The sequence below is a fragment of the Streptomyces sp. NPDC059037 genome (genome assembly GCF_042740015.1).
Taxonomy (GTDB): domain Bacteria; phylum Actinomycetota; class Actinomycetes; order Streptomycetales; family Streptomycetaceae; genus Streptomyces.
In genome coordinates this window covers 3,521-15,808 of sequence record NZ_JBHYIG010000084.1, presented here as the reverse complement: position 1 = coordinate 15,808, position 12,288 = coordinate 3,521, and the positions used below count along the sequence as shown (strand labels likewise).

11 protein-coding genes are annotated in these 12,288 nt (G+C 71.1%); 3 read left to right on the top strand and 8 right to left on the bottom strand.

Features of this window, described 5'->3' with window-relative positions:
• Positions 1-98: 98 nt before the first annotated feature.
• Genes ACFWY6_RS19210 through deoC form a run of 3 tightly spaced genes read right to left on the bottom strand, consistent with a single transcriptional unit; the run spans position 99 to position 3,387 of the window.
• Positions 99-995: an aldehyde dehydrogenase family protein gene (locus ACFWY6_RS19210; RefSeq protein WP_384691615.1), complete on the bottom strand. Its 897-nt coding sequence runs from the start codon at positions 993-995 to the stop codon at positions 99-101.
• The gene (locus ACFWY6_RS19205) at positions 988-2,427 is read right to left on the bottom strand and encodes an aldehyde dehydrogenase family protein (protein WP_384691612.1); all 1,440 of its coding nucleotides are present in this window, start codon (positions 2,425-2,427) and stop codon (positions 988-990) included. The genes ACFWY6_RS19210 and ACFWY6_RS19205 overlap by 8 nt, the downstream gene beginning before the upstream one ends.
• Positions 2,428-2,430: 3 nt before the next feature.
• Positions 2,431-3,387 carry a deoxyribose-phosphate aldolase gene (gene deoC / locus ACFWY6_RS19200; protein WP_384691660.1) on the bottom strand — a complete coding sequence of 319 codons (957 nt, stop codon included), beginning with the start codon at positions 3,385-3,387 and terminating at the stop codon, positions 2,431-2,433.
• 98 nt (positions 3,388-3,485) lie between these two features.
• Here deoC and ACFWY6_RS19195 point away from each other — a divergent pair, with 98 nt between their 5' ends.
• The gene (locus ACFWY6_RS19195) at positions 3,486-4,127 is read left to right on the top strand and encodes a PH domain-containing protein (RefSeq protein WP_384691610.1); all 642 of its coding nucleotides are present in this window, start codon (positions 3,486-3,488) and stop codon (positions 4,125-4,127) included.
• 131 nt (positions 4,128-4,258) lie between these two features.
• Here the strand turns inward: ACFWY6_RS19195 and ACFWY6_RS19190 are convergent, their stop codons facing one another.
• The 4 genes from ACFWY6_RS19190 to ACFWY6_RS19175 all read right to left on the bottom strand — a co-directional run bounded on the left by ACFWY6_RS19190 (position 4,259) and on the right by ACFWY6_RS19175 (position 8,762).
• Positions 4,259-5,476 (bottom strand): hypothetical protein, encoded by a 1,218-nt coding sequence (locus tag ACFWY6_RS19190; RefSeq protein ID WP_384691608.1) that lies wholly within the window; start codon positions 5,474-5,476, stop codon positions 4,259-4,261.
• Positions 5,477-5,599: 123 nt separating this feature from the next.
• Positions 5,600-7,258, bottom strand: coding sequence for a phospho-sugar mutase (locus ACFWY6_RS19185; RefSeq protein WP_384691657.1), 1,659 nt, complete (start codon positions 7,256-7,258; stop codon positions 5,600-5,602).
• Between the two features lie 127 nt (positions 7,259-7,385).
• A complete protein-coding gene (locus ACFWY6_RS19180; RefSeq protein ID WP_360777035.1) occupies positions 7,386-8,210 on the bottom strand; it encodes a purine-nucleoside phosphorylase in 825 nt (274 codons plus the stop codon).
• 114 nt (positions 8,211-8,324) lie between these two features.
• On the bottom strand, positions 8,325-8,762 hold the full coding sequence (locus tag ACFWY6_RS19175; protein WP_135334523.1) for a gamma-glutamylcyclotransferase: 438 nt from the start codon (positions 8,760-8,762) through the stop codon (positions 8,325-8,327).
• Between the two features lie 95 nt (positions 8,763-8,857).
• On the opposite strand from ACFWY6_RS19175, the gene ACFWY6_RS19170 reads away from it, so the two are divergent.
• Positions 8,858-10,306, top strand: coding sequence for an NAD(P)H-quinone dehydrogenase (locus tag ACFWY6_RS19170; protein ID WP_384691603.1), 1,449 nt, complete (start codon positions 8,858-8,860; stop codon positions 10,304-10,306).
• 208 nt (positions 10,307-10,514) lie between these two features.
• Positions 10,515-11,492 (top strand): DeoR/GlpR family DNA-binding transcription regulator, encoded by a 978-nt coding sequence (locus ACFWY6_RS19165; RefSeq protein ID WP_266870300.1) that lies wholly within the window; start codon positions 10,515-10,517, stop codon positions 11,490-11,492.
• On the opposite strand, the gene ACFWY6_RS19160 is transcribed toward ACFWY6_RS19165, so the two are convergent.
• Positions 11,478-12,113: a TetR/AcrR family transcriptional regulator gene (locus tag ACFWY6_RS19160; protein WP_384691600.1), complete on the bottom strand. Its 636-nt coding sequence runs from the start codon at positions 12,111-12,113 to the stop codon at positions 11,478-11,480. The two genes, ACFWY6_RS19165 and ACFWY6_RS19160, sit on opposite strands and share 15 nt — an antisense overlap.
• Positions 12,114-12,288: the final 175 nt, after the last annotated feature.

Here is a 12,288-nt window from a genome sequence, read left to right as displayed (position 1 = left end):
GTGCGCTCTGGTCGAGCTTGTCTCGGAGCCCCCGCGCCCCCCCGCGCCCGCGGGGGGGGGGGGGGGCGCGCCCCCCCCCCCGCGGGGAGATGGCTCAGTCAGTAGGAGGAGCCGGACGCGCCAAGCGAACCCGTCGGGTGCCAGACCGTCTTGGTCTCCAGGAAGGCCGTCAGGCGGTGCGTGCCGGGGTCGGCCGACCAGTCCGCGGAGTCCACAGCCTGTGGACGCGCGACGCGCTTGAGGTTGTCGGCGGCCGCGACCTCGAGCTCCTTGGCCAGTACGTCGTCCTCGACGCCCGCCAGGTCGATCGCGTTCACGTCCTGGTGCGCGGCGAGCGACGGGGTGATCTCCGCCGTCCTGCCGGACAGGATGTTCACGACGCCGCCCGGCAGATCGGAGGTGGCGAGCACCTCGCCAAGGGAGAGCGCGGGGAGCGGGGAGTCCTCGCTCGCGATCACCACGGCCGTGTTGCCGGTCGCGATCACCGGGGCGATCACCGAGACCAGGCCCAGGAAGGACGACTTCTGCGGGGCGACGACCGTCACCACGCCCGTCGGCTCGGGCGACGAGAGGTTGAAGAAGGGGCCCGCGACCGGGTTGCCGCCGCCCACGATCTGGGCGATCTTGTCGGTCCAGCCCGCGTACCACACCCAGCGGTCGATGGCCGCGTCCACGACGGCGGCGGCCTTCGACTTGGAAAGCCCCTCGGCGTCGGCGACTTCCCGTACGAACTGGTCCTTGCGGCCCTCCAGCATCTCCGCGACGCGGTAGAGGATCTGGCCGCGCAGATACGCCGTCTTGCCGGCCCAGCCGCCCTGCGCCTTGCGCGCGGCGACGACCGCGTCACGGGCGTCCTTGCGGGAGGAGAGCGGGGCGTTGGCCAGCCACTTGTTCTTCGAGTCCGTCACCTCGTACACCCGGCCGCTCTCGGAACGCGGGAACTTCCCGCCGACGTACAGCTTGTAGGTCTTCAGGACCGTGAGTCGCTCAGACATTGAGGTACGCCTCCAGGCCGTGGCGGCCGCCCTCGCGGCCGTAACCCGATTCCTTGTAGCCGCCGAAGGGCGAGGTCGGGTCGAACTTGTTGAACGTGTTGGCCCAGATGACGCCCGCGCGCAGCCGCTCGGCGACCGCGAGGATGCGGGAGCCCTTCTCCGTCCAGATGCCGGCGGAGAGGCCGTACTGAGTGTTGTTGGCCTTGGCGACGGCCTCTTCCGGCGTACGGAAGGTGAGCACCGAGAGCACCGGGCCGAAGATCTCGTCGCGGGCGACGGTGTGCGCCTGCGTGACGTTCGTGAAGAGCGTCGGCGCGAACCAGTAGCCGGAGGAGGGCAGTTCGCACGGGGCGGACCAGCGCTCGGCGCCCTCCGCCTCGCCCGTCTCGGTCAGGGCCTTGATACGGGCGAGCTGCTCCGCGGAGTTGATCGCGCCGATGTCGGTGTTCTTGTCGAGCGGGTCGCCCAGGCGCAGGGTGGTCAGGCGGCGCTTGAGGGCGTCGAGCACCTCGTCCTGCACCGACTCCTGTACGAGGAGGCGCGATCCGGCGCAGCAGACCTGGCCCTGGTTGAAGAAGATGCCGGTGACGATGCCCTCGACGGCCTGGTCGATGGGGGCGTCGTCGAAGACGATGTTCGCGCCCTTGCCGCCCAGTTCGAGCGTGACCTTCTTGTCCGTGCCCGCGACCTGGCGTGCGATGGCCTTGCCGACGGCGGTCGAGCCGGTGAAGGCGACCTTGTCGACATCGGGGTGGGCGGTCAGGGCCGCGCCCGCGTCGCCGTATCCCGGAAGGATGTTGACGACGCCCTTGGGCAGGCCCGCCTGGCGGCAGATGTCCGCGAAGAACAGGGCACTCAAGGGAGTGGTCTCGGCGGGCTTCAGGACGACCGTGTTGCCCGTCGCGAGCGCCGGGGCGATCTTCCAGGCCAGCATCAGGAGCGGGAAGTTCCAGGGGATGACCTGGCCGGCGACGCCGAGCGGCGCCGGGTTCGCGCCGTACCCCGCGTGGTCGAGCTTGTCGGCCCAGCCCGCGTAGTAGAAGAAGTGCGCGGCGACCAGGGGGAGGTCGGCGTCGCGCGTCTCCTTGATGGGCTTTCCGTTGTCGAGGGTCTCCAGGACGGCCAGTTCGCGGCTGCGCTCCTGGATGATCCGGGCGATCCGGAAGAGGTACTTGGCGCGCTCGGCGCCCGGCAGCGCCGACCACTTCTCGAAGGCCTTGCGGGCGGCCTTCACCGCGCGGTCGACGTCTTCGGAGGAGGCCTGTGCGACCTCGGAGAGGACCTCTTCGGTGGAGGGCGAGACGGTCTTGAAGACCTTGCCGTCCGCCGCCTCCACGAACTCGCCGTCGATGAACAGGCCGTACGACGGCGCGATGTCGACGACGGAGCGGGACTCCGGTGCGGGGGCGTACTCAAAAGCTGTGGAAGTCATGGGTCAGTCCACCGTCACGTAGTCGGGGCCGGAGTAGCGGCCCGTGGCCAGCTTCTGGCGCTGCATCAGCAGGTCGTTGAGGAGCGATGAGGCGCCGAAGCGGAACCAGTGGTTGTCCAGCCAGTCCGCGCCCGCGGTCTCGTTCACCAGGACGAGGAACTTGATCGCGTCCTTGGTGGTGCGGATGCCGCCGGCGGGCTTCACCCCGACCTGTACCCCGGTCTGCGCGCGGAAGTCGCGTACGGCTTCCAGCATCAGGAGGGTGTTGGCGGGGGTGGCGTTGACGCCGACCTTGCCGGTCGAGGTCTTGATGAAGTCGGCGCCCGCGAGCATGCCGATCCAGGATGCGCGACGGATGTTGTCGTACGTCGAGAGCTCACCGGTCTCGAAGATGACCTTGAGCCTGGCCTCGCCGGAGGCTTCCTTCACGGCGCGGATCTGCTCGAACACCGTCATGTAGTCGCCCGCCAGGAAGGCGCCCCGGTCGATGACCATGTCGATCTCGTCGGCGCCGGCCGCGACCGCCTCGCGTACGTCGCCGAGCTTCACGTCGATGGCGGCGCGGCCCGCGGGGAAGGCGGTCGCCACGGAGGCGACCTTCACGCCGCTGGCGCCGACGGCCTCCTTGGCGACGGCCACCATGTCCGGATAGACGCAGACCGCGGCGGTCCTCGGGGTGCTGCGGTCGGTCGGATCCGGGTTGACCGCCTTCGCGCCGAGCGCCCTGACCTTGCCGGGGGTGTCGGCGCCCTCCAGGGTCGTCAGGTCGATCATCGAGATGGCCAGGTCGATGGCGTACGCCTTCGCCGGGGTCTTGATCGAGCGGGTGCCGAGCGCCGCGGCGCGCGCCTCCAGGCCGACCGTGTCGACGCCGGGCAGCCCGTGGAGGAAGCGGCGCAGCGTGCCGGCCGACGCGGTGGCGTCGGCGAGTGCGTGTGCAGTTGCGGGAGCAGTGGGCATGGTCACGAGGGGAGCATATCTACGCGCGTAGCGGCTGTACAGGGGGGCGGGCGCCGCCCCGAAATCCCCGCGGCGGATCGCTCAGGCAGAATCGACGCATGAGTGAGCCCCAGCCTCCCGTCGCGGAGCCCGAGTACAAGGACCGGACGTTCCGGTCGTCCGGCGGTATCGCCGGTGGCGTCCTGCTGCTCGCCGTCGGCGGCTGGCTCGGCATCGACGCCGTGATCCGGGGGGAGGGCCGCACGCCGTGGCTCGCGCTCGCCGGGCTGATCTTCGCGGTGCCGCTCGTCGTCGCCTTCACCGTGCGCCCCGCCGTGTACGCCAACGACGACCGGCTGCGCATCAGGAACCCCTTGCGGACGATCACGCTGCCGTGGGCGTCCGTCTCGGGCCTCCGCTCCGGCTACTCGAACGAGGTCTTCACCCAGTCGGGCACCAAGTACCAGCTCTGGGCCATCCCGGTCTCCCTGCGCGGCCGCAAGAAGGCCGCCCGCAGGCAGTCGCAGGGCGCGGCGGCGGGCGACCCGAGCGTGGGGACCGGGGTCAATCGCCGCCCCGGTCACGCGGACCCGCTGCGCGCACCCGGTGACCAGATCATGGACGACCTGCGCGAGATCGCCGAGCGCCGCGGCTCCGCGGAGTCGGCGCAGGGGGAGCCGGTGGTGCGCTGGAGCTACGAGATCCTCGCGCCGGTGGTTGCGGGCGCGGTGTTGCTTGCCGTGCTGCTGATCGTTGGCTAGGCGCTATTCGCTCCGCGGGAAGTGCGTGACTCGTCTGCGGGGCCGTCGTGGCTGGTCGCGCAGTTCCCCGCGCCCCTTCGGGGCGCTGTGGCTGGTCGCGCCCACGCGGCGGAGGCGCCCCTTCGGGGCGCTCACGGCGGCCCCAGCCACGCAAGGAGCATGTGGCCGCCGAATGCCGCCGACGTGACGGCCGCCGCCCCGAGCACCGTCACGGCGACATGCGTCCGTGCGCGGGCCAGCGCCGCGGCCGCCGGCAGCAGCAAGGGGAAGCCGGGCATCAGGAAGCGGGCCCTCGGGAAGTAGACGCCCTTGCTGCCGAGCACGATCGCGAGGAGCAGTCCGCTGAAGACGAGCAGCGGCAGCGGCTGGCGGTCGCCCACCGACAGGACGAACAGCGCCAGCGCGGCGAGCAGCGTGGCCGTCACCATCGTCAGGAACAGCTGCGGCCGTTGGGCGGCGAGGAGGTCGTACATCGTGCGCAGTGTCCCGACGCCGCCGTCCCACTCGTTGCGCCACAGCTTCTGTACGGCGAAATAGCCGTCCCAGCGGCCCAGCCTGAGCCCCACCCAGCCGACGTACGCGAGCCAGCCGAGCGGCGCCAGAAGGGCCCCCAGGACGGCGCGCAGGGGGAAGCGTCCTGCCGTCCCGCGGCGCAGGGCGAGCAGCGCCGTCAGGGAGACGGCCGCCGCGAGGGCCACACCGGTCGGGCGGGTGAGCCCCGCGAGCGCGGCCAGGGTGCCCGCCCACACCCAGCGGCCGGTGAGCACGGCGTACAGCGCCCACGCGGTGAGCGCCGTGAAGAGGGACTCCGTGTAGCCCATCCACTGCACGAGAGCGACGGGGAGCGAGCCCCAGAGGATGGCGAGGACAACGCCGGCCCGGCGGCCGTAGAGGCGGTCGCCGACCGCGAAGATCCCCCACGCGGCGAGGAACGAGCACGCTACGGAGAGCGCGAGCCCGACCGCGCCGCGCGGCTCGGGGGCGAGGACCTCGCCCGCCCTGACGAGCAGCGGGTAGAGCGGGAAGAACGCCAGGTTGTTCGCGTCGATCTGGGTGCCCAGGGTGTGCGCGTACCCGTTGCCGGCGATCTTCAGATACCAGTCGCAGTCCCAGGACTCCGCGAGCAGGTGCCAGATCCCGCGGTGCTCCCTGCGGGCCCAGAGGGCGAAGACGACAGCGCCGATGACGCGTACGGCCGCGTAGGCGAGGAGTGCCGGGGAGGCGTGGCGCAGGGCGTGGGCCGCCCGTGCGGGAGGGCGGGGCGACGGCCGTGCGGCGGTGCCGCGGCTCCGGGACGCCGGGACCCGTGACGGGGCGGTCGGGATCTCAGGGGTCGGTCCGTACGGCACTGCGGCGGCTCCGGGAACGTGAAAGTGCGCTACCGGTCGACCCTTCCTGGGGGACCGGCAGCGCACCGGATCGCTGCGTCACATGCCGTACGTGAACCACCCGGACGGGTGGCCCGGGGTGGTTCAGATGCCCGCGGCCGCCGAGAGGTCGCGCTTGATCGCGGCGAGGAGATCGGCCGCCGTCGCGCGGGCACCCGGCAGGGCGGACGTGTCCGCCACCGGGACGACCACCTCCAGGTAGCACTTGAGCTTCGGCTCGGTGCCGCTGGGGCGGACGATGACGCGCGCGCCGTCCAGCGTGTAGCGCAGGCCGTCCGTGGGCGGCAGCTTGTCCGTGCCCTGCGTCAGGTCCTCGGCCTTCGTCACGGGCAGGCCCGCGAGCGCCGTCGGCGGCTGCTCGCGCAGCTTGCGCATGGCGTTCGCGATCAGGGAGAGGTCCTCCACCCGCACCGAGAGCTGGTCCGTGGCGTGCAGCCCGTGCTCGACGGCCAGGTCGTCGAGGAGGTCGAGGAGGGTGCGGCCCCCCGCGGCGGAGCCGCTATTCGACTCAGCCTTGAGCTCGGACGCCAGCTCGGTGAGGAGCAGCGCCGCCGTGATGCCGTCCTTGTCGCGTACGCCCTCGGGGTCCACGCAGTAGCCGAGCGCTTCCTCGTAGCCGTACCGCAGGTCCTCCACGCGGGCGATCCACTTGAAGCCGGTGAGGGTCTCTTCGTAAGGAAGACCCGCCTTTTCGGCGATACGGCCCAGGAGCGAGGACGACACGATCGACTCGGCGAAGGTGCCGCGCGCGCCGCGCCGTACCAGATGGGCCGCCAGGAGAGCGCCCACCTCGTCGCCCCGGAGCATGCGCCAGTCCGCGCCGTCCTTGACGGCGGCCGCGCAGCGGTCCGCGTCCGGGTCGTTGGCGATGATCAGGTCCGGGTCCGTCTCGCGGGCCTGCGCGAAGGCGAGGTCCATCGCGCCCGGCTCCTCCGGGTTCGGGAACGCGACCGTCGGGAAGTCCGGGTCCGGCTCGGCCTGCTCGGCGACGAGGACCGGGGCGGGGAAGCCGGCCCGGGCGAACGCCGCGAGGAGCGTGTCCTTGCCGACGCCGTGCATCGCCGTGTAGACGGTGCGGGCGGTGCGGGGGGACTCCGGGGCCAGGACCGCGTCCGTACGCGCCAGATAGGCGTTCAGGACGTCGTCGCCGAGGGTCTCCCAGCCGCTGTCGGGCCGGGGGACGTCGTGCAGGCTCGCGATCGCGTCGATCTCCGCGGCGATCTCCGCGTCCGCGGGCGGGACGATCTGGGAGCCGTCGCCGAGGTAGACCTTGTAGCCGTTGTCGCGCGGCGGGTTGTGGCTCGCCGTGACCTCCACGCCGGCGACCGCGCCGAGGTGCCTTATGGCGAAGGCGAGCACGGGGGTGGGCAGGGGGCGCGGCAGGACGGCCGCCTTGAGGCCGGCGCCCGTCATCACGGCAGCGGTGTCGCGCGCGAAGTCCGCGGACTTGTGGCGGGCGTCGTAGCCGATCACCACCAGACCGTCGGTCTGGTTCTTGGACCTGAGATACGCGGCGAGTCCCGCGGCCGCGCGGATGACCACGGAGCGGTTCATCCGCATGGGGCCCGCGCCCAGCTCGCCGCGGAGGCCGGCGGTGCCGAACTGGAGGGTGCCGCCGAAACGGGCGGCAAGCTCTGTGGTGTCCGCGGCCTCGATGAGCTTGGCGAGTTCCTCGCGGGTCTCGGGGTCCGGGTCCTCGGCCAGCCAGGCCTGGGCCCGCGCGATGAGTTCGGGGTCGTCCAGCACGTACGTCAGCCTCTCGTATGCGGAGTTTCTCGGGGGTCCGGCACGCGCACCTGGTCGGGGGCGGTACGCGCACCTACTCGTCCGGTTACCCGCGCCGGGGTGACCGGACGAGCGGGGACACCCGTCAGATACGGCCCAGGACCTGGCCGAGGAGCTCGCCCATGCGGGTGGCGCTGTCGCGGCCCGCCTGGAGCACCTCTTCGTGGTTCAGGGGCTCGCCCGTCATGCCCGCGGCGAGGTTCGTCACCAGGGAGATGCCGAGGACCTCCGCACCCGCCTCGCGTGCGGCGATCGCCTCGAGGACGGTGGACATGCCCACCAGGTCCGCGCCGATCGTGCGGGCCATGCGGATCTCCGCCGGCGTCTCGTAGTGCGGGCCGGGGAACTGCGCGTACACGCCCTCTTCGAGGGAGGGGTCGATCTCCTTGCAGAGCGCCCGCAGCCGCGGCGAGTACAGGTCCGTCAGGTCCACGAAGTTCGCGCCGACGATCGGCGACGTGGCCGTCAGGTTGAGGTGGTCGTTGATCAGGACCGGCTGGCCGGGACGCATGCCCTCGCGCAGGCCACCGCAGCCGTTGGTCAGCACGATGGTCTTGCAGCCCGCGGCCACGGCCGTGCGCACGCCGTGCGCGACGGCGGCGACGCCACGGCCCTCGTAGTAGTGGGTGCGGCCCAGGAAGACCAGGGCGCGCTTGTCACCGACCTTGAAGGAGCGGATGCGGCCGCCGTGGCCCGCGACCGCCGGCGGCGGGAAGCCGGGCAGTTCGGTGACCGGGAACTCGGCATCGGGAGCGCCGAGCGCGTCCACGGCCGGTGCCCAGCCGGAGCCCATCACAAGGGCTACGTCGTGGGTCTCGGCGCCCGTGAGCTCACGCAGGCGCGCGGCGGCGGCGTCGGCGGCGGCGTAGGGGTCGCCCTGGATGTCGTCCGGAATAACTGAAGCGTTCACGCGGACGAGAGTAGCCGCTCGGAGCCTACGCGCGTAGATGACGATGCTCACGGGATTCGGATCGTTGCCTTGTCGTTTCCGACAAAGGGGGGCGCGAACGCCCGCGGGGCCCCGTCAGCAGGGGCGCTTGCGCAGCTCCATCACGTAGTCGTGCGGCGCTCCCGCGGACTCCGCCGCGTCGGCCAGCTCGCCCAGGTACCGCGCGGACGGAAGGCCGCCCTCGTACCCGTTGAGGACGTACACCCACGCCGGTTCCTCGCCGTCCAAGGTGTGCACACGGACCCGCATGCGGCGGTAGATGTCCAGGCCCACGCCCTCCCACCGGTCCATGGAGTCCTCGTCCATGGGGGCGATGTCGTAGAGGGCGACGAAGACCTGGGAGCGGGGGGCCTCCACGATCGTGGCAAGGGCGCCCTCCCAGCCCATGTGCTCCCCGCCGAAGGTCAGCCGCCAGCCGTTCAGCCAGCCGGTCTGGCGCAGCGGCGAGTGCGGGGCGCGGCGTGACATGAGCCGCGGATCCAGATTGCCGGCGTACGCGGCGTAGAGCGACATGTGGTCGAGGGTACGGCAGCGACGAGCTGTGTCCCTCCCGTAACAGAAGTGCTTCGCAGGGCCCCGGGGCGAAGCACCTTGAAGCGTGCGGGACAATGGAGTACGTGACTCGGATCGTGATCATTGGTGGCGGACCCGGCGGATATGAGGCGGCCCTTGTGGCGGCCCAGCTCGGCGCGGAGGTGACCGTCGTCGACTGCGACGGTCTGGGCGGGGCGTCGGTGCTCACCGACTGCGTTCCGTCGAAGACTCTGATCGCGACGGCCGAGGTGATGACCAGCTTCGATTCGTCGTACGAAGAGCTCGGCATCATCGTCGCGGACGACACTCCGCACATCGACACCCCCGCGCGCGTGGTGGGCGTGGACCTGGGCAAGGTCAACCGCCGTGTGAAGCGCCTCGCGCTCGCCCAGTCGCACGACATCACCGCGTCCGTCACCCGGGCCGGCGCCCGCGTGCTGCGCGGCCGCGGCCGCCTCGAGGGCCAGCAGGACATCGACGGGTCACGCAAGGTCGTCGTGCGCGCGGCCGACGGCAGCGAGGAGACCCTCGTCGCCGATGCCGTGCTCATCGCCACCGGCGGTCACCCGCGTGAGGTCCCCGACGCCCTGCCCGACGGCGAGCGGATCCTGAACTGGACCCAGGTGTACGACCTGGACGAGCTCCCCGAGGAGCTCATCGTGGTCGGTTCCGGTGTCACGGGCGCCGAGTTCGCCGGCGCCTACCAGGCACTCGGCTCCAACGTCACCCTCGTATCGAGCCGCGATCGCGTGCTGCCCGGCGAGGACCCGGACGCCGCCGCGGTCCTCGAGGACGTCTTCCGCCGCCGTGGCATGAACGTCATGTCGCGCTCCCGCGCCGCTTCCGCCAAGCGCGTGGGCGACCGCGTCGAGGTCACGCTCGCCGATGGCCGTGTCATCTCCGGTACGCACTGTCTGATGGCCGTCGGTGCCATCCCCAACAGCAGCGGCATGGGCCTGGAGGAGGCCGGGGTCAAGCTCAAGGACTCCGGGCACATCTGGACCGACAAGGTCTCCAGGACGTCCGCTCCCGGTGTGTACGCCGCCGGTGACGTGACCGGGATCTTCGCGCTCGCCTCCGTCGCCGCCATGCAGGGGCGCATCGCGATGTACCACTTCCTGGGCGACGCGGTCACGCCGCTGAACCTGAAGACCGTCTCGTCGAACGTCTTCACCGACCCCGAGATCGCCACCGTCGGCTACAGCCAGTCCGACGTCGACACCGGCAAGATCGACGCCCGCGTCGTGAAGCTGCCGCTGCTTCGCAACCCGCGCGCGAAGATGCAGGGCATCCGCGACGGCTTCGTCAAGATCTTCTGCCGTCCGGGTACGGGGATCGTGGTCGGCGGAGTGGTCGTCGCGCCGCGCGCTTCGGAACTGATCCACCCCATCTCGATCGCGGTCGACAACAATCTGACGGTTGAACAGATCGCGAACGCGTTCACCGTGTACCCATCTCTTTCGGGGTCGATCGCCGAGGTCGCGCGTCAACTTCACACGCGAAAGACGGCCGGCGAGGCCTGAGCGAGGCCCCAGAGGTGTGCGTCGCGGATGAGGCGGCGCCCGCCTGGGTATCAACTCTCCGCAGGTCACGCACTGTTGCGGAGCATTCGCGGGGCATAGGCGGGGTGGGTAGGCGCGTATACCACTTCCGGTGTTGCCGTGCGAACAACTTCTGTAATTCGGCGCAAACTGCTGAAAGCAGACGGTCGTTGGGGTTACTGTCAGTTTCGTGTTCGCTGCAGAACGTCGCCAATTGATCCTCGAAATGGTGCGGGCCAACGGAGCGGTATCGCTCCGTGAGCTCGCCCGCGTCGTCCAGACCTCCGAAGTGACCGTACGGCGGGACGTGCGCGCGCTGGAGGCAGAAGGACTCCTCGACCGCCGACATGGCGGTGCGGTATTGCCGGGCGGATTCACGCGGGAGTCCGGCTTTCCGCAGAAATCACATCTCGCGACCGCCGAGAAGACGGCCATCGCCGATCTCGCGGCGGGTCTCGTCGAAGAGGGCGAAGCCATCGTCGTCGGGGCGGGTACGACCACGCAGGAGCTGGCCCGCCGGCTCGCGCGGGTGCCCGGTCTGACCGTCGTCACCAACTCCCTTCTGGTGGCACAGGCGTTGGCGCATGCCAACAGGGTGGAAGTCGTCATGACGGGCGGCACCCTGCGCGGGTCCAACTACGCACTCGTGGGCAGCGGGGCCGAACAGTCCTTGCAGGGACTGCGGGTGTCCCGTGCCTTCCTCTCGGGCAGTGGTCTGACCGCCGAACGCGGCCTCTCCACGTCCAACATGCTGTCGGCGAGCGTGGACCGCGCGCTCGTCCAGGCGGCGGCCGAGGTCGTGGTCCTCGCCGACCACACCAAGCTCGGCACCGACACGATGTTCCAGACGGTGCCGACGGACGTCATCACCCGCCTGGTCACCGACGAACCGCCCACCCATGACGACCGCGCGGCCACCGAGCTGCAGGCCCTGGCCGACCAGGGTGTGCAGATCGCCGTCGCGGGCGGGACCGCAGGACCCAACTCCGGAAACGGGGTGGATCCCGTCCCGGCGCGACAGCCGCGCCGGGACGTGCCCCTGCCGGGGCAGCGTCGTACGCATGGTGGTCATGGAAGCGGTGCGGGGCCGCAGTTGCGCAGTGCGGTCCTCGGGGAGCAGCCGCCCGGGGAGCGGGCCGCGCGGGTCGCGGACCTACGCCGCCGCTGAGTCCCTGGCCGGGGCGGGAGCGGGCTCGGCGGGCGCCGACCCCTCGGGCTTCAGGCCGCGCAGGGTCAGCATCAGCAGGCGGTCGGCCAACTCCGGCTCGTCCGGGGTCTCTTCGGCCGCCAGCGCGATCGCGTTGGTGAGCTGCATCAGGTCGCCGATGGAGACACCGGGGCGTACGGCACCGGCTTCCTGTGCCCGGATCAGCAGTGCCGAGCCCGCCTCGCGCATCGGCCTGCTGCACCGCGCCAGCGCCGAACTGTCGTCGTGCGACGCCGACATGAGCGCGCGGGACAGCCCGCGGTACTCACCCGCATGAGTGATGATGGCGCGCAGCCACGTCACCAGGGCGGCGCAGGGCTGCGGATCGTCGAGCAGCGCGCGGGAGCGGGCGAGCAGGTCGCCCACCGCCTCCTCGAAGACGGCGCTCATCAGGGCGTGCCGGTTGGGGAAGTGGCGGTAGAGGGTGCCGATGCCTACGTTCGCGTGGCGGGCGATGTCTTCCAGTGAGGCGCCGGTGCCTTGCTCTGCGAAGGCGGTGCGGGCCTCTGCGAGGAGGCGGTCGTAGTTGCGGCGCGCGTCGGCTCGTTTCGAGCGGGGGCGCTTTTGGGGGTCCTGGGTCATGCGGGGCCTCCCTGGACGTACGCGTGCTTCTAGTCTGCCCGAAGCGTGCGCACCGTTTATCACCGGCTTCGCCGAGTTCGTCCTCAACCGCCGGACGGGCTGAATACTTGCCAGCCGGGCTGAATACTTCGTCTGGGGGGGGGGGGAGTGGAAAAAAAACACAACAAAAAGAGAT